27 protein-coding genes are annotated in these 19,845 nt (G+C 50.2%); 17 read left to right on the forward strand and 10 right to left on the reverse strand.

The features are described 5' to 3' along the window. Positions 1–30 precede the first annotated feature (30 nt). The 4 genes from ACLJRH_RS08380 to rfaQ are packed head-to-tail and all read right to left on the reverse strand — an operon-like array spanning position 31 to position 3,990. Positions 31–954: a UDP-glucose--glucosyl LPS a1,2-glucosyltransferase gene (locus ACLJRH_RS08380; protein WP_023213297.1), complete on the reverse strand. Its 924-nt coding sequence runs from the start codon at positions 952–954 to the stop codon at positions 31–33. Between the two features lie 54 nt (positions 955–1,008). Further along, positions 1,009–1,806, reverse strand: a complete 798-nt coding sequence (rfaP, locus tag ACLJRH_RS08385; protein ID WP_000229825.1) for a lipopolysaccharide core heptose(I) kinase RfaP — start codon at positions 1,804–1,806, stop codon at positions 1,009–1,011. Continuing rightward, positions 1,799–2,923, reverse strand: a complete 1,125-nt coding sequence (locus tag ACLJRH_RS08390) for a glycosyltransferase family 4 protein (protein WP_001261579.1) — start codon at positions 2,921–2,923, stop codon at positions 1,799–1,801. The genes rfaP and ACLJRH_RS08390 overlap by 8 nt, the downstream gene beginning before the upstream one ends. Continuing rightward, entirely contained in the window at positions 2,920–3,990 is a 1,071-nt protein-coding gene (rfaQ, locus tag ACLJRH_RS08395; RefSeq protein WP_001528295.1) for a lipopolysaccharide core heptosyltransferase RfaQ, read from the reverse strand. The genes ACLJRH_RS08390 and rfaQ overlap by 4 nt, the downstream gene beginning before the upstream one ends. A gap of 408 nt (positions 3,991–4,398) precedes the next feature. On the opposite strand from rfaQ, the gene waaA reads away from it, so the two are divergent. Together waaA and coaD are read left to right on the forward strand one after the other, a co-directional pair. Then, positions 4,399–5,676 (forward strand): lipid IV(A) 3-deoxy-D-manno-octulosonic acid transferase, encoded by a 1,278-nt coding sequence (gene waaA, locus ACLJRH_RS08400; protein WP_000891580.1) that lies wholly within the window; start codon positions 4,399–4,401, stop codon positions 5,674–5,676. Between the two features lie 8 nt (positions 5,677–5,684). Beyond that, complete coding sequence (gene coaD / locus ACLJRH_RS08405) at positions 5,685–6,164, forward strand: pantetheine-phosphate adenylyltransferase (RefSeq protein WP_001171884.1); 480 nt, start codon at positions 5,685–5,687, stop codon at positions 6,162–6,164. Between the two features lie 27 nt (positions 6,165–6,191). Here coaD and mutM read toward each other — a convergent pair whose 3' ends face one another. The 4 genes from mutM to radC all read right to left on the reverse strand — a co-directional run bounded on the left by mutM (position 6,192) and on the right by radC (position 8,406). Further along, positions 6,192–7,001 (reverse strand): bifunctional DNA-formamidopyrimidine glycosylase/DNA-(apurinic or apyrimidinic site) lyase, encoded by an 810-nt coding sequence (gene mutM / locus ACLJRH_RS08410; protein WP_001114515.1) that lies wholly within the window; start codon positions 6,999–7,001, stop codon positions 6,192–6,194. 97 nt (positions 7,002–7,098) lie between these two features. Further along, positions 7,099–7,266, reverse strand: a complete 168-nt coding sequence (rpmG, locus tag ACLJRH_RS08415; RefSeq protein ID WP_001051798.1) for a 50S ribosomal protein L33 — start codon at positions 7,264–7,266, stop codon at positions 7,099–7,101. Between the two features lie 20 nt (positions 7,267–7,286). Continuing rightward, a complete protein-coding gene (gene rpmB, locus ACLJRH_RS08420; protein WP_001519051.1) occupies positions 7,287–7,523 on the reverse strand; it encodes a 50S ribosomal protein L28 in 237 nt (78 codons plus the stop codon). A 217-nt stretch (positions 7,524–7,740) separates the two neighbouring features. After that, positions 7,741–8,406, reverse strand: a complete 666-nt coding sequence (gene radC / locus ACLJRH_RS08425; protein WP_000380129.1) for a RadC family protein — start codon at positions 8,404–8,406, stop codon at positions 7,741–7,743. A 175-nt stretch (positions 8,407–8,581) separates the two neighbouring features. Between radC and coaBC the strand changes: the two genes are divergently transcribed. The 3 genes from coaBC (at position 8,582) to slmA (ending at position 10,942) form a co-directional block, all read left to right on the forward strand. Then, complete coding sequence (gene coaBC / locus ACLJRH_RS08430; RefSeq protein ID WP_000050176.1) at positions 8,582–9,802, forward strand: bifunctional phosphopantothenoylcysteine decarboxylase/phosphopantothenate--cysteine ligase CoaBC; 1,221 nt, start codon at positions 8,582–8,584, stop codon at positions 9,800–9,802. Continuing rightward, positions 9,780–10,238: a dUTP diphosphatase gene (gene dut / locus ACLJRH_RS08435; protein WP_000976078.1), complete on the forward strand. Its 459-nt coding sequence runs from the start codon at positions 9,780–9,782 to the stop codon at positions 10,236–10,238. Before coaBC ends, dut begins: the two co-directional genes overlap by 23 nt. Positions 10,239–10,345: 107 nt before the next feature. Next, positions 10,346–10,942 (forward strand): nucleoid occlusion factor SlmA, encoded by a 597-nt coding sequence (gene slmA, locus ACLJRH_RS08440; RefSeq protein WP_000818607.1) that lies wholly within the window; start codon positions 10,346–10,348, stop codon positions 10,940–10,942. Between the two features lie 77 nt (positions 10,943–11,019). Here slmA and pyrE read toward each other — a convergent pair whose 3' ends face one another. Together pyrE and rph are read right to left on the reverse strand one after the other, a co-directional pair. Beyond that, positions 11,020–11,661, reverse strand: coding sequence for an orotate phosphoribosyltransferase (pyrE, locus tag ACLJRH_RS08445; RefSeq protein WP_000806167.1), 642 nt, complete (start codon positions 11,659–11,661; stop codon positions 11,020–11,022). A 78-nt stretch (positions 11,662–11,739) separates the two neighbouring features. Next, a complete protein-coding gene (gene rph, locus ACLJRH_RS08450; RefSeq protein WP_023136646.1) occupies positions 11,740–12,456 on the reverse strand; it encodes a ribonuclease PH in 717 nt (238 codons plus the stop codon). A gap of 125 nt (positions 12,457–12,581) precedes the next feature. Here rph and ACLJRH_RS08455 point away from each other — a divergent pair, with 125 nt between their 5' ends. From ACLJRH_RS08455 to ACLJRH_RS08510, 12 genes are all read left to right on the forward strand, one after another. Next, entirely contained in the window at positions 12,582–13,445 is an 864-nt protein-coding gene (locus ACLJRH_RS08455; protein ID WP_000621347.1) for a YicC/YloC family endoribonuclease, read from the forward strand. Between the two features lie 189 nt (positions 13,446–13,634). Further along, the gene (locus ACLJRH_RS08460; RefSeq protein WP_001651006.1) at positions 13,635–14,894 is read left to right on the forward strand and encodes a tyrosine-type recombinase/integrase; all 1,260 of its coding nucleotides are present in this window, start codon (positions 13,635–13,637) and stop codon (positions 14,892–14,894) included. 96 nt (positions 14,895–14,990) lie between these two features. Then, on the forward strand, positions 14,991–15,842 hold the full coding sequence (locus ACLJRH_RS08465) for a hypothetical protein (protein ID WP_001651007.1): 852 nt from the start codon (positions 14,991–14,993) through the stop codon (positions 15,840–15,842). 93 nt (positions 15,843–15,935) lie between these two features. Next, positions 15,936–16,139 carry a helix-turn-helix transcriptional regulator gene (locus tag ACLJRH_RS08470; protein ID WP_001651008.1) on the forward strand — a complete coding sequence of 68 codons (204 nt, stop codon included), beginning with the start codon at positions 15,936–15,938 and terminating at the stop codon, positions 16,137–16,139. Then, entirely contained in the window at positions 16,139–16,570 is a 432-nt protein-coding gene (locus ACLJRH_RS08475; RefSeq protein ID WP_001651009.1) for a hypothetical protein, read from the forward strand. Before ACLJRH_RS08470 ends, ACLJRH_RS08475 begins: the two co-directional genes overlap by 1 nt. Before the next feature lie 12 nt (positions 16,571–16,582). Then, complete coding sequence (locus ACLJRH_RS08480) at positions 16,583–17,392, forward strand: antA/AntB antirepressor family protein (protein ID WP_001651010.1); 810 nt, start codon at positions 16,583–16,585, stop codon at positions 17,390–17,392. After that, entirely contained in the window at positions 17,385–17,564 is a 180-nt protein-coding gene (locus tag ACLJRH_RS08485; RefSeq protein WP_001651011.1) for a DUF4222 domain-containing protein, read from the forward strand. Before ACLJRH_RS08480 ends, ACLJRH_RS08485 begins: the two co-directional genes overlap by 8 nt. Continuing rightward, positions 17,561–18,058: a hypothetical protein gene (locus ACLJRH_RS08490; RefSeq protein WP_001651012.1), complete on the forward strand. Its 498-nt coding sequence runs from the start codon at positions 17,561–17,563 to the stop codon at positions 18,056–18,058. Before ACLJRH_RS08485 ends, ACLJRH_RS08490 begins: the two co-directional genes overlap by 4 nt. Continuing rightward, positions 18,055–18,738 (forward strand): host cell division inhibitor Icd-like protein, encoded by a 684-nt coding sequence (locus tag ACLJRH_RS08495; RefSeq protein ID WP_001651013.1) that lies wholly within the window; start codon positions 18,055–18,057, stop codon positions 18,736–18,738. Before ACLJRH_RS08490 ends, ACLJRH_RS08495 begins: the two co-directional genes overlap by 4 nt. After that, on the forward strand, positions 18,735–18,998 hold the full coding sequence (locus ACLJRH_RS08500; RefSeq protein ID WP_001024423.1) for a hypothetical protein: 264 nt from the start codon (positions 18,735–18,737) through the stop codon (positions 18,996–18,998). The genes ACLJRH_RS08495 and ACLJRH_RS08500 overlap by 4 nt, the downstream gene beginning before the upstream one ends. Beyond that, positions 18,995–19,216 carry a hypothetical protein gene (locus tag ACLJRH_RS08505; protein ID WP_001651014.1) on the forward strand — a complete coding sequence of 74 codons (222 nt, stop codon included), beginning with the start codon at positions 18,995–18,997 and terminating at the stop codon, positions 19,214–19,216. Before ACLJRH_RS08500 ends, ACLJRH_RS08505 begins: the two co-directional genes overlap by 4 nt. Then, positions 19,213–19,839, forward strand: coding sequence for a hypothetical protein (locus ACLJRH_RS08510; RefSeq protein WP_001651015.1), 627 nt, complete (start codon positions 19,213–19,215; stop codon positions 19,837–19,839). The genes ACLJRH_RS08505 and ACLJRH_RS08510 overlap by 4 nt, the downstream gene beginning before the upstream one ends. Positions 19,840–19,845 lie beyond the last annotated feature (6 nt).

Below are 19,845 nucleotides of genomic sequence, written 5' to 3' on the forward strand. Positions count from 1 at the left end.
CTGTAAGAACAAACCCAATCAACACTATATTTATACTGAGACCTGATTAAAATCGAACCCCAGTCCATGATTAAAGCTATCTTTTAGAAAAGGGCTGGTTATTTTATAATTTTTGATAGTTGAGATATTATTTAGGTTATACTGAACTGTGCTATTAAATCCATATATCTCTAATGATATCCCTTGCTCCAGATATTCTAAAATAATGTCCTCGGCTATCATTTCAGAGCTAACATTCAATACACCATTAAACTGATGAGAGTCATATCGAGGGTGAGGAATATATATATCAACCGCTTCTTTTTTAATAAACCGCTGAAGATGCTGAAGAAAAACACACTCATCTTCTTTATTTTTTAACGCATCAGTATATACAGTTCCCAATAATACTTTTTTAAAGCCATTATTCGTATCAGGAAGACCGTTATGGTGTACCAATATAATTCCTTCGGTCTTTTCAATTATGTTGGTTCTATTAGGAAATAGAGTATAATGTTTTGCGTCTAACTTTAATATTTCATCTTTATGATATTTACGCCCCATCAGCTTTCGTATTAACTTCGATGTGGCGCTTATATTCTTATTTTCATACATTATACTTTTCTGATTGATATTATTTGTACCATCATCAAAGGTTTTTATTTCAGAAAAAGTGATACAGGATAAAATATGGTGTATAAGCGGGACATGAAAATTCGCGAAGAAAACAGTATGATATTCTCTGGCATACTTTTCCATGATTTTTTTAGCATACCGTGTTCTTTGAATCGTTTTAAATGTCGAAAATTTTGCTACCTGCGGGACGATGTCTGAGTGCCGACATAACGGCTGAATTTTTTTTAAATAGTACTGATTTTTTACGTTATCTACATCGCCAATAAATAAAACATCAACTTTTTTCAACTGCTCTTTTTCTATAATTGACCGTGCAATCAATAATTGCAAATTAGTCATGCATATGAATAGAAACATATAGCCTCTAAGCTATTTAAATATATAAATTTTATATTAAAGATTTTTTCTTATTGTTCTTTCTTTAATTCGAGCGGCTTTAACATCCGCCTGATGAATCAACCCCGATTCTTTTTGCAAAATCTCTCGCAGGGGGAGAGAGAAATACTCACGCATAAACCGGAATATATCTCGCTGAGTCAGGCCAATATTCATTGAAGAAAAATAAAGCCCAATTAAATCCTTGTCACGCCAGCGAAGGGGAACGTGCTGACGTATCTGCGCGCGATGCAGGTCGATTACGGAGATTTTTAAATCCTCTTCACGACCTGTGAAAGGTAAATGCAGAAGAAAGTGGCAAATATAACAGTCACGATGGTTAATTCCCCCGGCGTGCATTTTACGTACCATAGTCGCAACACGCTTAATAATCATCCACTTCACCTGCGCGTCCGGTGGATTAACAGCCCAGTCAGCACAGTAGTCTTCAAGGCTAATGGTAGGCGTTAAATCTTCGGTGATAATAAATGATGTTCTGGTTAGCGGATTTACGCCTTTTTCACCAAAACCAACGCCGTGCATCGTATCAACGCCCAGCTCATGTAGACGATGAATGGCGTGCCATTCTCTGTCAGCGCCCAGAACAGGCATACGTAACGAAATCAGGTTCTTCACAATTTCTTTCAGCGAAGTGCCTTTATGCCACTTCAGGAAGTAGCTTTTGCCGTCCAGCTCAAACCGCAATGTTCGACGCGTCTCCAGCTCTCTGAACACTTCGCCCTGTAACGTTTTCACTTCCTCAAAAGCATCTTTACCGCGCCATAGTGTGGTTAACGGCGCTTTCAGCTCAACCATCTAAATCACCTGTAATAATATCTGCGGCCTTCTCCGGTAAGCTGTATAAATCCTGGGTATCAGCATAATACCGCGCATTTTCAGCCCAGGCGCTGCGTAAGGAAGGCTGTGTCAGCGCTTTGAGTAAAACCTCATTTAGCGCATCCTGGCGGAATGGTTCAGTCATCGCTTCGCCACAGTTTGCATCCACAATATAATGTGCATAACCGCACACCGCGGTTGTCAGCACCGGCAAACCAGCAGTAATGGCTTCCAGCAAAACAATACCAGCAGCTTCCTGATAGGCTGGATGCAGTAAAAGGTCGGCTGCCGCCATTAACTCCGCGATATCATTACGTCCGGAGAAAAAATGCACATTCGTGCCGACGCCGCTTCTTTCAGCCAGCGCTGCAAACTTCTTCGGCTTATCCTGCCCGACAACATAGAGCACCGTATTTTGCCGTAAAGATTCGGGTAGCGATGCCAGCGCTTCAATAGAGCGATCCACACCTTTACGAGTAAAGTCAGACCCTACTTGCAACAGTAATTTTTGCTGTTCTGAGATACCATTTTTCTGACGATAAATTTGACGACTGTTTGGGATCTGTTGGCTATATTTTCTGTCCGGGTAAATCCCCGGAGGAAGAATATGGAAACGCTCCGCTTCAGTCTGATAATGTTTTTGGAAGTCAGCAATCTGCTTATTCGTCAGCATTAATAGTTGCGTCGGCTTGCCGTGTTCAAACGTGGCGCGTTCAAAAGCAGCATAATGCCGATAGCGTGATGTCAGGCGATAGAAAAATCCTTTTTCCTGTGCGACTTTTTCGGCGTAACACACGTCTGCGGCGTAATACACATCAAGGCCCGGCATCTTATTGAATCCAACCACCCGATCGACAGGGTGGTCGCGCAAATGGTGTTGCACCCAGGCATAATATTCTGCGTTACGACCGTGGTTCGTCCGGGATTTAACCGGCACGCGGATTAATTCAAAATTATCCGGGCATTCCCCTTCCCATGACTGAGTATAAACACGAACCTGATGACCTCTCGCCGCCACGGTTTGGGCAATGCGCATAAAATCACGCTGCAGACCGCCAAAAGGAAAATATTTATATAAGCAAAAGGCAACTCTCATAGCAGGCTGTCCAAATCTATGGGGCGTGCCTCATGCGGCAGCATTTTTTCCGTCGCGGCGATAACATCTTCAGCCGGAATCACGGAAAGGTATTTTTTATTACGATCAAGCTCATGCCGTTCAGGCATCGGCTGATAATTTCCTGCCCAAAACTGAATGATGTCGTCGGTCCAGGGACGCCAGAACACATGATCCGTCGCGCCGAAAAGGCAAATAACCGGCGTTTTGACTGCTGCGGCAATATGACCAGGGGCCGAATCAACACCGATAAAGAGATCCGCATGGTCAATCAACGCGCCCAATTCAGGAAAGCGAGTTTTACCCGCCAGACCAGTAACCGGTTTTGTCTCACAGCCGCGTGCAATAGCATCCACGCAGGCCATCTCGTCTGCGGCCGGGCCTGACGTCAGTACAACCTGATAACCGCGGCGCTGCACGGCATCAATAACCTGCGAGAATTTATCATTATCCCAGCACTTAAATAGCTGCCGTGCCGTAGGTTGAATAACAACATATTGTCGGGTTACGCCAAGTTGTTTGAGCTGTTGTCGCATGTTTTCCCAATGTTCCGGGCGATAGCTCATGGTGGTTTCCGTGACATACTGTTTTAACGCTAACGGCTTTAGCGCGGATAATGTGCGCTCAACAGCATGTTCTCCCGCATAAGGTACTAAATGCGTAAAGCTCTTTTTCCATAAAGCAGACTGACGATTACCGAAATCCTGCGAGATTTTTGTTTTTGCGTTTAAAAAACGCACAATGAGCGCCACGCTCCACTGATCGGTGAGATTGACGACCAGATCATACGAGTTAGCACGCAATTTTTTGATTAGCGATAGCGCGTTTTTAATCTTCTCTTTTGTTCCTGCGCCTTTGTTACTGATGCCGTAGAGTGCATTAATCTCCGGATTTTCCGACAATATCGGTATGGTGTTCTGGTAAAGAAGCACATCGATTTTTGCATCGGGATAATTCTGCTTCAGCGTACTGATGACAGGGGTGGTAAGTAACATGTCTCCATGAAAACGCATTTTTATAATCAGAATTCTTCGAAATGGCTTTTCCACAAGCGACTCTTTGGTTGAAATTGTCCGGATAAATAAGCAGAAAAAAGCACGCTACCGCCCCAGGCTTCACAGCAACCCGATGGCTAATACCGCACTCATTTTAGATGCGCTAGTGTAACACTTCTTTCGCAGCAATCCGATACGAATAATTTTTATACACAATCATTTTTTTAATCATAAATTCAAAGAGATATTAATTTGTCCCTCTCTTGTGAATGGTCATTCCCATTGTCCGGGGCGACAAGGGCGGCAAATTTCAATGGATTGCGTAAAAATGCAAAAATAATGGGGTTCAGCGCCTGGAATCCTCGCTTCTGAGCCAATTTGGCGCAAAAATGGGAAAAGTAATGGTAAAGCCCAGGCTAAATACATAGAATCCCCAGCACATCCATAAGTCAGCTATTTACTATGCTCGAATTGCTTTACACCGCTCTTCTCTACCTTATTCAGCCTCTGATCTGGATACGGCTTTGGGTGCGTGGACGTAAAGCGCCGGCCTATCGTAAGCGCTGGGGTGAACGCTACGGATTCTACCGCCGTCCGTTGAAACCGGGCGGAATCATGCTGCATTCCGTCTCGGTGGGCGAAACTCTGGCGGCCATCCCATTGGTCCGCGCTCTACGTCATCGCTATCCCGATCTGCCTATTACCGTAACGACCATGACGCCGACCGGCTCGGAGCGCGTCCAGTCCGCCTTTGGCAACGATGTTCAGCACGTTTACTTGCCTTATGATTTACCCGATGCGCTCAATCGTTTCCTCAATGAGATTGATCCTAAGCTGGTATTGATCATGGAGACTGAGCTCTGGCCAAATCTGATTGCTGCGCTGCACAAACGTCATATTCCACTGGTTATCGCTAATGCGCGGCTTTCCGCCCGCTCCGCCGCGGGTTATGCGAAGCTTGGCAAGTTTGTCCGTACGCTCCTGCGCCGTATCACCCTGATTGCCGCGCAAAACGAAGAAGATGGCGAACGCTTTGTGGCATTGGGCGCGAAGAACAATCAGGTCACGGTCACCGGCAGTCTGAAATTTGATATTTCAGTTACGCCGCAGCTGGCGGCTAAAGCCGTTACGCTACGCCGCCAGTGGGCGCCGCACCGTCCGGTCTGGATTGCCACCAGCACCCACGATGGCGAAGAGAGTATCGTTATCGCCGCTCACCAGGCGTTATTACATCAATTCCCGAATTTATTACTGATTCTGGTGCCCCGCCATCCGGAGCGTTTCCCGGATGCTATCAATCTTGTGCGTCAGGCAGGGTTAAGCTACATCACTCGCTCTTCGGGCGAAGTGCCGTCCGCCAGCACCCAGGTTGTGGTAGGCGATACCATGGGCGAATTAATGTTGCTCTATGGCATTGCCGATCTCGCCTTTGTTGGTGGTTCGCTGGTTGAACGCGGCGGTCATAACCCGCTGGAGGCCGCCGCTCATGCGATTCCGGTACTGATGGGTCCGCATACCTTTAACTTTAAAGATATTTGCGCCCGTCTGGATCAGGCGAGCGGACTTATCACGATTACCGATGCGGCTACGCTGGCAAAAGAAGTTTCCTCTTTACTGACCGACGCTGATTATCGTAATTTCTACGGACGTCACGCAGTTGAAGTGCTGTATCAAAATCAGGGCGCGCTCCAGCGTCTGCTGCAACTGCTGGAACCTTATCTGCCACCGAAAACGCATTGAGGACTGTCATGCAAAAACGGGCGATTTATCCAGGCACGTTTGATCCGATTACTAACGGTCATCTCGATATTGTGACGCGCGCAACACAGATGTTCGACCATGTCATTCTGGCTATCGCCGCCAGCCCCGGCAAGAAACCCATGTTCACCCTGGACGAACGTGTGGCGCTGGCGCAAAAAGCGACCGCACACCTGGGTAACGTAGAGGTGGTAGGCTTTAGCGACCTGATGGCCAATTTCGCCCGCGACAGACAGGCGAATATCCTGATTCGTGGTCTGCGCGCGGTGGCGGATTTTGAATATGAAATGCAGTTGGCGCATATGAATCGCCATCTGATGCCGCAACTGGAAAGCGTTTTCCTGATGCCGTCCAAAGAGTGGTCGTTTATTTCATCGTCGCTGGTCAAAGAAGTGGCGCGCCATCAGGGCGATGTGACCCACTTTCTGCCGGACAATGTGCATCAGGCGCTAATGGATAAGTTGAAATAAGTTTCCTTCCTTGCCGGGCCTGGCGTTTTACTTCTGACAGTGACGGCAATAGAACGTCGCACGCTGTGCGTGTTTCGTTGCGACTATCGGCGTACCGCATACCCGACACGGCTCGCCTTTGCGCCCGTACACCTGCAACTCCTGCGCAAAATAGCCCGGTTTCCCATCGCTTTGCAGAAAATCCTTCAGCGTTGTCCCGCCTTGTTCAATAGAGCGCAGCAAAACGGCTTTAATCACCCGTGCCAGCAGGTCGCACTCCTCTGTCGAGAGTGACGACGCCAGGCGGTCAGGGTGAATACCCGCGGCAAACAGCGACTCGCTGGCGTAGATATTCCCCACGCCGACCACCAGCTTGTTATCCATCAGCCAGGGTTTAATCGCCGTCTTCTTCTTCGCGCATTTCTGCTGCAAATATTCGCCATTAAACTCATCGCTTAGCGGCTCCGGTCCCAGATGCGCCAGTACGTTATGCCCTTCCAGCTCTTTGGTCCATAACCAGGCGCCAAAGCGGCGAGGATCGGTATAACGTAGAATTTTGCCATTGCTCATCACCAAATCGACATGGTCGTGTTTTTCCGCCGGCAGCGCTTCCGACAATATCCGCAGGCTTCCCGACATCCCCAGGTGAATAATTATCCAGCCGTCAGGCAGCTCCAGCAGTAAATATTTAGCACGACGCTGAACGCTAAGGACAGGTGTATCGCTCAGACGATAAATTTCGTCTGAAACCGGCCAGCGCAGACGGCCGTTACGGATATGGGCGTGCAGGATAGTAGCGCCAACTAAATGGGGTTCAATACCCCGGCGGCTGGTTTCAACTTCGGGTAATTCAGGCATAACGTCTCCGGCTGTGTGGCAGGTCTCATTAATATGGGGACGGCCAGAAAACAAAAAACCCCGCCGAAGCGAGGTTTTTGTTACATCAAAGCGAGAATTATTTGATTTTCGCTTCTTTGTAGATCACGTGCTGACGGACAACTGGATCGAATTTTTTCAGTTCCAGTTTTTCCGGTTTAGTACGTTTGTTCTTCGTAGTGGTATAGAAGTGACCAGTACCAGCAGAAGAAACCAGCTTGATTTTCTCACGAATACCTTTAGCCATGATTTATTTCCTCTTAGTACTTAGTACTTTTCGCCACGGGCACGCAGTTCAGACAGAACTGTTTCGATGCCTTTTTTATCGATGATACGCATACCTTTAGCAGATACACGCAGGGTGACAAAACGCTTCTCGCTCTCAACCCAGAAACGGTGAGAGTGCAGGTTAGGCAGGAAACGGCGTTTAGTCGCGTTCAGTGCGTGGGAACGGTTGTTACCGGTCACCGGACGCTTGCCAGTAACTTGGCAGACTCGGGACATGTCTATTCTCCAAAAATCAAATTAGCTCGAGCTTCGTATGGGGTATCGGCGCCTCGTCAGGCTTTACAGCCTGGTCATCGCGCAGTTCTATTGAACTCTCGATTGCCAGGCCCAAATGCCAAACCCGAGATTCTCAAAGGTGGCGTAGTATACGCTGACCCGGCGATATGCTCAAGTCCCGAACAGACAAAGATCCCGATGGATCGCGCAAAGAATCTTAAATCCAGCCGCGTTCGGCAAAAGAAACGTACTCTCCGCGCCCAATTATCAGGTGATCGAGCACCCGGATATCCATAAACTGGCAACACTTTATCACGCGCTCAGTGATAAGTTTATCTGCTTTACTTGGCTCTGCGCAGCCTGAAGGGTGGTTATGCGCCAGAATGACCGCTGAAGCATTGAGTTTAATCGCTTCCCGAACAATCTCACGCGGATGCACCTCTACGTGGTTAAGCGTGCCGGAAAACAGGCGGCTGTGCTGAAGCACCCGGTGCTGGGCATCAAGGAAGATCACCAGAAAGATCTCACGCTCTTCGCCCGTCAGTTGGCTTTGCAGAAATTCCCGCGTCATTTCCGGACTCAGCAACGCACTTTCCTCATTCATGCGCACGCTGTAATAGCGCCTTGCCAGCTCAGCAATGCCTTTCAACTGCGCGAATTTCGCCAGGCCGATGCCGTTTACGCCGCGAAACTGCGCAAAGTCCGCCGACAGCAGGCCATACAGCGACCCAAAGTGCTGCAATATCTCTTTTGCCAACGTCATAACATCTTTTCCCGGCGTGCCGGTACGTAAAAAAAGCGCCAGCAGCTCCACGTCGCTGAGGGAAGCAATGCCGGATCTGAGCATTTTTTCACGCGGTAATAATTCGTCCAACGTATCCATACGCGCACCTCCTTTTTTAAGGAAGCGGCATAGTGGCACAGCCTTTGGGAGAGATCGACGCCCCGATTTTGTTCTTGCGTAGCGCCTCGCAAAGTGGAGCGCAGGCAAAGACACGACGCCGTAGAGATTGTGATAAAATAGCCGCCTTTCAAAGTCACCCAACAGGAAAGACATGATGAGCCTGGCCGGTAAAAAAATTGTTCTCGGCGTTAGCGGCGGTATCGCTGCGTATAAAACGCCGGAGCTGGTGCGCCGTTTACGTGAGCGCGGCGCTGACGTGCGCGTAGCAATGACCGAGGCGGCAAAAGCCTTTATTACCCCCCTGAGCTTACAGGCAGTGTCGGGTTATCCCGTATCCGACAGTCTGCTTGACCCTGCCGCTGAAGCCGCGATGGGGCATATCGAGTTGGGGAAATGGGCCGACCTGGTGATTCTTGCCCCCGCGACCGCCGACCTGATCGCCCGTGTAGCATCGGGTATGGCTAATGATTTAGTCTCCACCATCTGCCTGGCGACGCCAGCCCCGGTGGCCGTTCTTCCGGCCATGAACCAACAGATGTACCGCGCTGCCGCCACGCAACATAATCTGGAGGTGCTCGCCTCTCGCGGCCTGTTCATTTGGGGGCCGGATAGCGGCAGTCAGGCGTGCGGCGATGTAGGCCCAGGCCGAATGCTGGACCCATTAGTTATCGTTGATAAGGCCGCCGCGCATTTCGCTGCCGTCAACGATCTGCGACATCTTAATATCATGATTACGGCAGGCCCGACGCGCGAACCGCTCGACCCGGTGCGTTATATTTCCAACCACAGCTCAGGTAAAATGGGCTTCGCTATTGCGGCGGCCGCAGCGCGTCGCGGCGCAAATGTCACGCTGGTCTCCGGTCCCGTTTCGTTACCAACACCGCCTTTTGTAAAACGGGTTGATGTCATAACCGCGCTGGACATGGAAGCCGCTGTTCAGGCCGCCGTTCAACAGCAGCATATTTTCATTAGCTGCGCCGCCGTGGCTGACTATCGCGCAGAGACTATCGCCAGTGAAAAAATCAAAAAACAGGCGGCGCAAGGTGATGAATTACTAATAAAAATGGTCAAAAACCCGGACATTGTCGCCGGGGTGGCCGCGCTCAGTGACAATCGACCCTACGTTGTTGGGTTTGCCGCGGAAACGAATAATGTGGAAGAATACGCCCGGCAAAAACGTATCCGTAAGAACCTTGACCTGATTTGTGCAAATGATGTTTCTCTTTCAAATCAGGGATTTAATAGCGATAAAAACGCTTTACACCTTTTCTGGCAGGATGGAGATAAAGTCTTACCGCTTGAGCGAAAAGAACTCCTGGGCCAATTATTACTCGACGAGATCGTGACCCGTTATGATGAAAAAAATCGACGTTAAGATTCTGGACCCGCGTGTTGGTCAGCAGTTTCCGCTGCCGACTTATGCTACTTCTGGTTCTGCCGGGCTTGACCTGCGCGCCTGTCTCGACGACGCCGTAGAACTGGCGCCTGGCGCAACGACGTTGGTGCCTACCGGATTGGCCATTCATATCGCCGATCCATCACTGGCGGCAGTCATGTTGCCGCGTTCTGGCCTGGGCCATAAACATGGTATCGTGCTGGGCAACCTGGTCGGGCTGATTGATTCCGATTATCAGGGGCAACTGATGGTTTCGATCTGGAACCGTGGTCAGGACAGTTTTACCATTGAACCGGGCGAACGTATCGCGCAAATGGTGTTTGTTCCGGTCGTTCAGGCCGAATTTAATCTGGTGGAAGCATTTGACGCCACCGAACGTGGCGAGGGCGGCTTCGGTCATTCTGGCCGTAAGTAAATTTTACGCATCCCCATAACGTCATAATACTGCCGCAAGCGCTGAGTTTGCGGTTATAGCGTGGGTGCTCGCCTGGCAAGTGCTTATTTTCAGGGGTATTTTGTAACATGGCAGAAAAACAAACTGCGAAAAGGAATCGTCGCGAAGAAATACTTCAGTCACTGGCGCTGATGCTTGAATCCAGCGATGGAAGCCAACGCATCACGACGGCAAAACTGGCGGCCTCGGTCGGCGTTTCCGAAGCGGCGCTATACCGCCATTTTCCCAGCAAGACCCGCATGTTCGATAGCCTGATTGAGTTTATCGAAGATAGTCTGATTACCCGTATCAATCTGATTTTAAAAGATGAAAAAAACACCAGCACGCGTTTGCGCCTGATTGTGTTGCTGATTCTGGGTTTTGGCGAACGCAACCCTGGCCTGACGCGCATTCTTACCGGGCACGCGCTGATGTTTGAACAGGATCGCCTGCAGGGGCGCATTAATCAGCTTTTTGAACGCATCGAAGCGCAGCTCCGCCAGGTGCTACGAGAAAAAAGAATGCGTGAAGGCGAAGGCTACACGACGGATGAAAATCTGCTGGCAAGCCAGCTGTTAGCCTTCTGTGAAGGTATGCTTTCACGGTTCGTGCGTAGCGAATTTAAATACCGCCCAACGGACGATTTCGACGCCCGCTGGCCGCTCATTGCCGCTCAGCTACAGTAACGCTGACTGGATAGTGGCTCACGCCTTATCCAGGCGACAGAAACATAGGCCCGGTAAAGCGCCACCGGGCAATTCGCTTACACGCCAAATTCTTCCCGGTATGCTCGCACAGCCGCCAGATGCTCAGCCATATCAGGTTTTTCTTCCAGATAGGCAATCAGGTCTTTCAGCGTAATGATGGAGATAACCTTACAACCATAGTCGCGCTCCACTTCCTGAATCGCGGAAATCTCGCCGCGGCCACGTTCCTGACGATCCAGCGAAATCAGTACGCCAGCCAGTGTAGCCCCGTGCGCCTGAATAATCTCCATCGACTCGCGAATCGCCGTACCTGCGGTAATCACGTCATCCACCAGCATCACGCGGCCCTGTAGCGCGCTGCCCACCAGACTCCCGCCTTCGCCATGATCTTTTGCCTCTTTGCGGTTAAAGCAGTACGGCAGGTCTTTATCGTGATGTTCCGCCAGCGCAACCGCCGTCGTCGTCGCGATCGGAATACCTTTGTATGCGGGGCCAAACAGCAGATCAAATTCAATACCGGAATCCACCAGCGCTTCGGCATAAAAACGGCCTAACAACGCCAGGTCGCGCCCGGTATTAAACAGCCCGGCGTTGAAGAAATAGGGGCTTTTGCGCCCGGATTTCAGCGTAAACTCGCCAAACTTTAGTACCTGCTTGTTAAGCGCAAACTCAATAAACTGGCGCTGATACGGTTTCATGGATTCGCTCCTTTTCTTACTTTCATCATTTACGAAATTTACGGACAAAAAAAAGGCGACTTTTCAGTCGCCTTAAAATCAATTTTCTAACGCCGCCTTCTGCGTCGCCACAATGGATTCAATTCCCCCTCGGGCCAGCGCCAACAAAGTGAGAAGTTCTTCATGGCTGAACGGCTCGCCTTCCGCGGTACCCTGTACTTCAATAATGCGGCCGTCTTCAGTCATCACGACGTTCATGTCGGTTTCTGCGGCGGAATCTTCAACATATTCCAGATCGCAGATCGCTTCGCCGTTAACGATGCCTACGGAAACCGCCGCCACCATGCCTTTCATCGGGTTGGTTTTCAGCTTACCGTTGGCAACCAATTTATTCAGCGCATCCACCAACGCCACGCAGGCACCGGTAATAGACGCTGTACGCGTACCGCCATCGGCCTGGATTACATCGCAGTCCAGCGTAATGGTAAATTCGCCGAGCGTTTTCAGATCGACCGCCGCACGCAGCGCACGCGCGATCAAACGCTGAATTTCCATAGTACGACCGCCCTGCTTACCCTTTGCTGCTTCACGCGCATTACGGGTATGGGTAGCGCGAGGCAACATGCCATACTCTGCGGTGATCCACCCCTGTCCTTGTCCTTTCAGAAAACGTGGGACGCCTTCTTCAATGGAGGCGGTGCACAACACTTTGGTATCTCCAAATTCGACCAGTACCGAGCCTTCAGCGTGTTTTGTATAGTTACGGGTCAGGGTTACGGGACGCACCTGATTAGCGCTACGGCCTGCTGGACGCATATTGAGATCTCCGGCTTAAAACGAATGTGGCTGCGCATTATACGGACTTCCGATGGTTATTCCTATCCTGACAAGGCCTGGATAGCTATAATCCCCTCATCTCTCCTTTAAAAACGGGAACATCTATGATCCGCAGTATGACCGCCTACGCCCGGCGTGAAATCAAGGGTGAATGGGGTAGCGCGACCTGGGAAATGCGCTCGGTAAACCAGCGTTATCTGGAAACTTACTTTCGTCTGCCGGAACAGTTCCGTAGTCTTGAACCCGTCGTGCGCGAACGCATTCGTACACGCCTGACGCGCGGCAAAGTCGAATGTATGCTGCGTTTTGAACCCGATGCCAGCGCGCAAGGCGAGCTTATTCTGAATGAAAAGCTCGCGAAACAATTAGTTAGCGCCGCAAACTGGGTCAAAATGCAGAGCGACGAAGGGGAAATCAATCCGGTTGATATTTTGCGCTGGCCAGGTGTCATGGCAGCGCAAGAGCAGGATCTGGACGCGATTGCCGCAGAAATTCTAGCCGCGCTGGACGGTACGCTGGATGACTTTATCATCGCGCGCGAAACGGAAGGCCAGGCGCTGAAAGCGCTGATTGAACAACGGCTGGAGGGCGTCAGCGCCGAAGTAGCGAAAGTCCGCGCGCATATGCCGGAAATCCTGCAATGGCAGCGTGAACGTCTGGTCGCGAAGCTGGAAGATGCTCAGGTTCAGTTGGAAAACAACCGTCTGGAGCAAGAGCTGGTGATGATGGCGCAGCGCATTGATGTGGCGGAAGAGCTGGATCGTCTGGAAGCGCACGTCAAAGAGACTTACAACATTCTGAAGAAAAAAGAGGCGGTAGGTCGCCGTCTGGACTTCATGATGCAAGAATTTAACCGTGAGTCGAACACCCTGGCCTCCAAATCCATCAACGCTGATGTAACTAACTCCGCTATTGAATTAAAAGTGTTGATCGAGCAAATGCGCGAGCAAATCCAGAATATCGAGTAAGCTATCAGCAAAATTCAACAAGACGCAAAAAACCCACAAAGCCCGCCAATGACGGGCTTTTTTGTTATCATGGGCTATCATAACGACGCAACAAAGCGCATTATTACGGTGTACCCAAAGGTGTACACAACCAGATAATGATACATCCTATTGGGTACACCCTACTTTTAACGTTTGGATATTCGCAAAATGCCAAAACTAACTGATATGCAGATCCGCGCGTGGATAAAAGCCGGTGAACGTTTTGAAGGTCGGGCAGATGGCGGCGGGCTTTACCTCAGATTCAGAGAAGCTGACCGATTACCAAGCTGGCGCTTTCGCTACAAACTAGCTGGTAAGTCTCGCGCTATGCTTATTGGCTCTTATGCTGAGCTATCGCTATCTAAGGCCAGAGAGACAGCGAAAGAATTGGCGGCACGCGTTGCGCTCGGGTATGACGTAGCAGCAGAAAAACAGGAGCGTAAAGCCGAAGCGCTGTCAAAAATTGAGGCAGAGAAAAATGCCATGCGTGTTTCAGACCTTGCCGCAGAATACTTTGAGCGTCAGATCCTGCCACGCTGGAAGCATCCAGATATACTGCGCCGCCGTATCGACAAAGATATAAACCCGAGCATTGGTAGCATGAAGGTAGAGGATGTTAAGCCACGTCACATTGACGACATGTTGAAGGGCATTGTTGACCGTGGAGCACCAACCATAGCAACGGACGTTTTACGCTGGACGCGTCGTATATTTGACTATGGCATTAAGCGACACGCACTAGAGATTAATCCCTGTTCTGCTTTTGAAGTTTCCGACGCTGGCGGGAAAGAAATTAGCCGCGACCGCTGGTTATCCCGCGATGAGCTAATACAGCTATTTAAAGCCATGCGTACCGCGAAGGGTTTCAGCCGACAGAATGAAATCACGTTCAAATTATTGTTAGCGCTATGCGTCCGAAAAATGGAGTTATGCGCTGCTCGCTGGGAAGAATTCGACTTAGACGGAGCAATCTGGCACTTACCAGAGGAACGGAGCAAAAACGGGGACGCAATAGACATACCCTTAGCCCCACCAGCCGTTGAATGGCTCAGAGAGCTTCATACGTTCTCATGCAATAGTGCATGGGTACTGCCAGCCAGAAAGATGCAAAACAGGATGATCCCACATATCCAAGAAAGCACCCTACCCGTGGCGCTGGCAAAAGTTCGTTCAGAGATGCCGGACGTTCCGAACTTCACTATTCACGACTTCCGCCGCACTGCCCGTACTCATTTAGCAGCGCTGGGTGTTGATCCAATAGTTGCTGAAAGATGCCTGAATCACCGCATTAGGGGCGTAGAGGGTATCTATAACCGACACCAGTATTTCGATGAACGCAAAGCTGCGCTGTCACAATGGGCTGATTTGCTGGTGGCCCTAGAAAGAGGCGAAGATTATAACGTGACACCAATCAGGAAGGCGAAGTAAACGGACAATTTAAGCCTAGCTCTACGGGGCGAAAAGCGGGAAGCCTTACCGCCTGGCTCAATCACAAAATAAGGCATAGCGCGAAAAGGTAGCGGTATGAGTAGAACACTACGCAGCAAAACAGAAGTCACTTCCATCTGGGCAGATAAAAAAACTCCACCAATGGAATACATGTCTCTTTCTCGAGCAGCAAGGTTATTAGGTTGTGAACCTGACGACTTTTGGCACTGGAAGGAAATCGGGGTTATTAACATCTCAGTAAGGGCTATAGGTGGTGCCTTTTTTGGTTGGGCCAAGCCTAAAAGGCCATCAGAGAAAGAAAAAGTTATAAACGATTTAAACAACGCTGAAAAAGCGGAAATCTTTAAAATCGCGCAAACTTTAGGGATTGATATGTCTTGGGCGCATCCAACACCAAGAAAGCGAAGCAAACCAGATGGATCAATAGAAATTCAAGGCATGACCTATGGCGGTATCTGGTCAATTTCAACTCCACCTGGTTTTAGTGGCATTAAGAAGGGGGTAAAGAAAGAGTATCGACTCTATGCTCACAAAAAAGGGAAAAAAGCTGATTACACAATTTTCTTAGTTGGAGACGAACAACATGAAATTACTAATGAGTCGGCTTACATTCTTCGTGATGACATAGAACGACTATATGCCTCAATCGAAACTGGAGAATTCCCGTTGGCACCCTCTTTTTTTGAGGATGAAATCAATCTACAAAACGAGGATAAAGCACAACCGGCAGCCATGCCCAGCACTTTGGGTGGATTCATTAAAGGTCTTATACATCTAGTGCCTGACTTGGGGCCAGAGGTTATCAACATGAATTCAAACAAGAGGAAGGAGGTCATCAGGCGCGTATTCGAAGATGCGGCCAAAAAAAATGGCTTTGACTACAAAGCTCCATCCGCTCAAACCATAGACAAATATTTAGAAATTTAAACGCGACCATTTAAATTTTAAACATAAAAGCATCAATTACTTATTTAATACCCGTAACGAAGCAGCAACCATCAACAAGAGGTTACGGGAAGCATGATTACAGACACCATCCCCAATAATGGTTACATCCGACGCTTTCGCCTGGCTGAATTGCTTGGCGTTAGCGTTTCCACTATCGACAGAAAAGTACGCAATGGCTCATTACCGCGCCCGGTAAAATTGGGTGAGAAGATCACCGCATTCGATGCGGTAGAGATTCATAACTGGCTGGCAGAACGTCGCGGGAAGGTGGCCTGATGGAAAAGAAAAACCGCCCGTTACAGGCGGCTAACTCAGATATTCGCATGTCTGATGTTACGCCCCACACCGAACGCATTCAAGCATCAAAGCGTACCCCAAAAAAACATCGTGCCCGCGTCTATATGTTGCGTACAGGCGTAGAGGGATGGACTGAGAACGATATTCTGCGCTACTGCCGCCTTTCATCAGGCCGAAACTATGCCTCTGAACTTGAACGCCAGCTTGATATTCAACTGGAGCGAATCGACGAAAAGAACCCGGATGGCATCGGTGCACACCTTCGCTACCGTTTCGCCAGCCGTGGCGATGTTCTTAAAGTGATCCAGCACGTTAATCATCTTGCCGCTATTAACGAACACAAGGGGCTTTCTGCACAGGAAATTGCCGACATCCTCAACCTTTACCCGGGCGCATATAACGCCGCATAACGGAGCCTGAAAATGAACATCGAAAAAAGCAGATTGACTTCTGAGGCCGCCCCTCAACTCAACGCCAGCCGCAGCACAATTGCCGGTAATGACTTCGCCGCTATTGTTCCTGTTATTCCCGGCCAAATTGGCGGGCGTGAAACTAATATTGCGAGCGCCAGATCGCTTCATCGTGCGCTGGGGGTTGGACGAGACTTCACTAACTGGATTAAAGGCCGTATCAACCAGTACGGCTTTGCGGCTGGTGTTGACTATATCCGTGTAGAAAAGTTGAGCACGCCAAAACGGGCGAGCACAAAAACCCGCCAGCAGATCGAACATGATTACCTTCTGTCACTGGATATGGCGAAGGAAGTGGCGATGGTTGAGCGCAACGAGCAAGGCCGCGCAGTCCGCCGCTACTTCATCCAGTGCGAAGAACAACTACAGCGCAGCGTTCCGGAGATTGCCGCTCATTATCGGCGCCAGCTTAAAGCCCGCATCAGCGCTGCTAATAGCTTCAAGCCTATGTGTGACGCACTGAGTTTATCGCGCGCTGAACAGGGTAAATCCACGCAGCAATACCACTACACCAATGAAAGCAACATGCTGTCTCGTATCGTTCTTGGCGGACTTACGGCAAAGCAGTGGGCGCAGGTTAACAGTCACACTGGCGAGCCGCGTGACCACATGAATGCCGAGCAACTTGAGCACCTTGCTTATCTCGAAAGCACCAACATCACGCTCATTGATATGGGTATGGATTACGACCAACGGAAAGAGGAATTAACGCGCCTGTCTCAACGCTGGCTGGCTAAACGCATGGGGGCAAGCCATGACTAAATCCACCAGCTATCCGCAGCCTCAAAAGCGATACAAAGACGCTCACGGCGCACTAGTTGCCGTTGAAAGCGTTACTCACAATCGCGTGACGTTCTACCGCGACGGTTATCAATCTCCATGTGTACAGCCGCTGGAGCGGTTCATTAAAGAGTTTTCGGAGGTGAAAAAGTGACAGCCAACCAGGGCAAGGGCTTTACCACGCGTGAACGCAAAGAACCTGACGTGAACGGACTGCCGCTGTCGATGGTAGACCAGTGGCAGGAGTATCAGACTAAACGCAGCTTTGCCGTTTCAGTATCTACGGAACTACGCCGCCAGTATTACCCGGACGATGCCGCATTCAGTAAGGCAATGCGTGAGGCTGGTTATGTTCCGGTGCGCACTCGCAAACTGACCGGAAAGGATGCTCGCTTTTGGCTGTACCGTGTAACGGGCAATGATAAGGGGGTTGTCGCAGCAGAATCCGCGCCACACAAGGCTTGCGCGCCAGTTGTCCAGACCATATCTAAGCCTCATCCGTGGTTTAAACGTGTGGCACTCGATGGTAAATGGCAGCACGTCTACGCCGACCATATCCGCTTTCTGACGAAGAAGCGTCACCGTGTAGATGGTGTACGTGTGCAGGGTTATACCGCTGGCTGGCTTACCGTAGAGGTGATCGCATGATGTATGCAAATGTTAACGCTAACGACTCAGCAAAACCCAAACGTTATAAGCCAGAAACAGGGGATAATATTCCCCAAATGACTTATTGTGTGGAATGGTTTGCTACCGCTGACAACCGCGCCACATGGACTTTCGAGACCAGTACGCGCAAGGGTGAAGGTGTATTTTCGGAGTCCAGAAAAAAAGGCTTGCCGGCTATCGCCAACCCGGTTTATGGTTATAGCGCACCAGCAAAATATGGTGTCGGGCGTGGAAACCCGTTGAACATAAAGGCGACACAGACGCCAATAGCGTCTTTTTTTGTGTCGTGCCATAGCGCACACCAATTCAGCGGCAATGCCCGCAATTTATCTATGGTGGCGTTGGCGGGGCTGCCGAAAGGCAGGCCGGTTTCCTTTGTGTCCGGTATTTCCACCCCCGTTAACGTCACCACCCCTTTAGAGCGTGGAAACTCAGGTGGTGACTCCTCATACACAAAGGAGGCTGCCATCATGGCTACTACCCCTACCCAAAATCCGCAATTCATCTGGTTAATCGCAGCCGTTCGCCGCGACATGCCGACAATTACCGCAAAAATTCATCACATAGCTGCTGAAACTGAGCACGAAGCCCGCCGCACGTTGGCGCGGGATCACGTCTGTTTCTTTGCAGGCCGTATCCGTCTGGAGGTGGCCGCATGAACATTAACGCTTTATACCGCCATCCGTCCGAGCTTGAAGCCGAAGCGATGTTATCCCGCGAGCAGGCTTACCCGGATGATTTTACGCTGGCAGACCGTACAGCAGAACGGATGACCCGCGCCCGCGATGGACTGGCTCACGTTATGACCGATTTAGTCACTCAACTCGACGATGAACAGGCCGCTATCGTGTATTGCTGGTTGAGTAAAGTCCTGACGATTGTCGATATAGCCAGAATTGATGCGGAGGCCAGCGCATGAGCCAGTTACAACTGATTGATGCTGCCTGCCAGATTGAACAGGCACAGGCTGTTTTATCCATGTGGCTGGAGAGCACTACCAATAAAACAGATCCCGATTTACCGCGCCTGATTGGTTCCATTCTGACGCTGTTACACGGTGTACCCGAAGCAATGAGCGAGGCTGAAAGCAAGCTGGCTGACCATGTAATGCGTGAATATCGGGAGGGCAAAGCATGAGCAACGTACTGACCATTAAACCGGGCAATCCCGACCTGTTCCACGCCGAAGCCTCACCGCTCGGCGTCAATATCATGACCCGCAATGATGCCGGAATGTATGAGCATGTTTGCCTTGTTCCCTATTCAGACGCGGTAAATCATCTCGATAGCGGCAGGTATGACGACATCCCCGATGAAGGATTTACCCTGCATCTGGCAGTGGCTGACGGCGGGGAGCGTGGCTGGTTCGCCTTTACAGCGCAGCACGAAGTCACGATGTGGCGCTGGCTGATTGCTGCGACGTTCGTTTCTGAGATGAAGCGTAAGAACGGCACCACCACGGTTACTGAATCTGACGGCGCATCATCGCAGGTGGCGATTTACTCCAATGGCACAGCGGGCATTGTGGTTTACCCGTTTGCTGAACGGCTGGCGATGGCGAACAACATCGAGGGCGCAATGATTGAGCGCTACGGCATTGAGCAGGGAACAGAGAACGCCATTGTGTTCTACCGCGCCATGCTGGATGCGGAGCGCGGTGAACTAACCCCGTTCGGACGTGAAGCGCTGGCAGAGCTACACGATCACTTTATTGCTGATCTGGATAAAAACGGCTGGCCTGAAATGCCAGTGGCGCACTGAGGGGGC

It is taken from the genome of Salmonella sp. SAL04162, assembly GCF_046551535.1.
In the GTDB taxonomy this organism is placed as follows: Bacteria; Pseudomonadota; Gammaproteobacteria; order Enterobacterales; family Enterobacteriaceae; genus Salmonella; species Salmonella enterica.

Bases quoted from the DNA above. Each gene is read 5' to 3' on its own strand.
- coaBC (WP_000050176.1), top strand. From the start codon at position 8,582: ATGAGCCTGGCCGGTAAAAAAATTGTTCTCGGCGTTAGCGGCGGTATC.
- ACLJRH_RS08485 (WP_001651011.1), top strand. From the start codon at position 17,385: ATGACTAAATCCACCAGCTATCCGCAGCCTCAAAAGCGATACAAAGAC.
- ACLJRH_RS08470 (WP_001651008.1), top strand. From the start codon at position 15,936: ATGATTACAGACACCATCCCCAATAATGGTTACATCCGACGCTTTCGC.
- pyrE (WP_000806167.1), bottom strand. From the start codon at position 11,661: ATGAAACCGTATCAGCGCCAGTTTATTGAGTTTGCGCTTAACAAGCAG.
- rph (WP_023136646.1), bottom strand. From the start codon at position 12,456: ATGCGTCCAGCAGGCCGTAGCGCTAATCAGGTGCGTCCCGTAACCCTG.
- coaD (WP_001171884.1), top strand. From the start codon at position 5,685: ATGCAAAAACGGGCGATTTATCCAGGCACGTTTGATCCGATTACTAAC.
- waaA (WP_000891580.1), top strand. From the start codon at position 4,399: ATGCTCGAATTGCTTTACACCGCTCTTCTCTACCTTATTCAGCCTCTG.
- mutM (WP_001114515.1), bottom strand. From the start codon at position 7,001: ATGCCTGAATTACCCGAAGTTGAAACCAGCCGCCGGGGTATTGAACCC.
- rfaP (WP_000229825.1), bottom strand. From the start codon at position 1,806: ATGGTTGAGCTGAAAGCGCCGTTAACCACACTATGGCGCGGTAAAGAT.
- radC (WP_000380129.1), bottom strand. From the start codon at position 8,406: ATGGATACGTTGGACGAATTATTACCGCGTGAAAAAATGCTCAGATCC.
- ACLJRH_RS08475 (WP_001651009.1), top strand. From the start codon at position 16,139: ATGGAAAAGAAAAACCGCCCGTTACAGGCGGCTAACTCAGATATTCGC.
- ACLJRH_RS08500 (WP_001024423.1), top strand. From the start codon at position 18,735: ATGAACATTAACGCTTTATACCGCCATCCGTCCGAGCTTGAAGCCGAA.
- rpmG (WP_001051798.1), bottom strand. From the start codon at position 7,266: ATGGCTAAAGGTATTCGTGAGAAAATCAAGCTGGTTTCTTCTGCTGGT.
- ACLJRH_RS08455 (WP_000621347.1), top strand. From the start codon at position 12,582: ATGATCCGCAGTATGACCGCCTACGCCCGGCGTGAAATCAAGGGTGAA.
- ACLJRH_RS08390 (WP_001261579.1), bottom strand. From the start codon at position 2,923: ATGAGAGTTGCCTTTTGCTTATATAAATATTTTCCTTTTGGCGGTCTG.
- ACLJRH_RS08505 (WP_001651014.1), top strand. From the start codon at position 18,995: ATGAGCCAGTTACAACTGATTGATGCTGCCTGCCAGATTGAACAGGCA.
- ACLJRH_RS08480 (WP_001651010.1), top strand. From the start codon at position 16,583: ATGAACATCGAAAAAAGCAGATTGACTTCTGAGGCCGCCCCTCAACTC.
- ACLJRH_RS08465 (WP_001651007.1), top strand. From the start codon at position 14,991: ATGAGTAGAACACTACGCAGCAAAACAGAAGTCACTTCCATCTGGGCA.
- ACLJRH_RS08495 (WP_001651013.1), top strand. From the start codon at position 18,055: ATGATGTATGCAAATGTTAACGCTAACGACTCAGCAAAACCCAAACGT.
- slmA (WP_000818607.1), top strand. From the start codon at position 10,346: ATGGCAGAAAAACAAACTGCGAAAAGGAATCGTCGCGAAGAAATACTT.
- ACLJRH_RS08380 (WP_023213297.1), bottom strand. From the start codon at position 954: ATGACTAATTTGCAATTATTGATTGCACGGTCAATTATAGAAAAAGAG.
- ACLJRH_RS08460 (WP_001651006.1), top strand. From the start codon at position 13,635: ATGCCAAAACTAACTGATATGCAGATCCGCGCGTGGATAAAAGCCGGT.
- ACLJRH_RS08510 (WP_001651015.1), top strand. From the start codon at position 19,213: ATGAGCAACGTACTGACCATTAAACCGGGCAATCCCGACCTGTTCCAC.
- rpmB (WP_001519051.1), bottom strand. From the start codon at position 7,523: ATGTCCCGAGTCTGCCAAGTTACTGGCAAGCGTCCGGTGACCGGTAAC.
- dut (WP_000976078.1), top strand. From the start codon at position 9,780: ATGATGAAAAAAATCGACGTTAAGATTCTGGACCCGCGTGTTGGTCAG.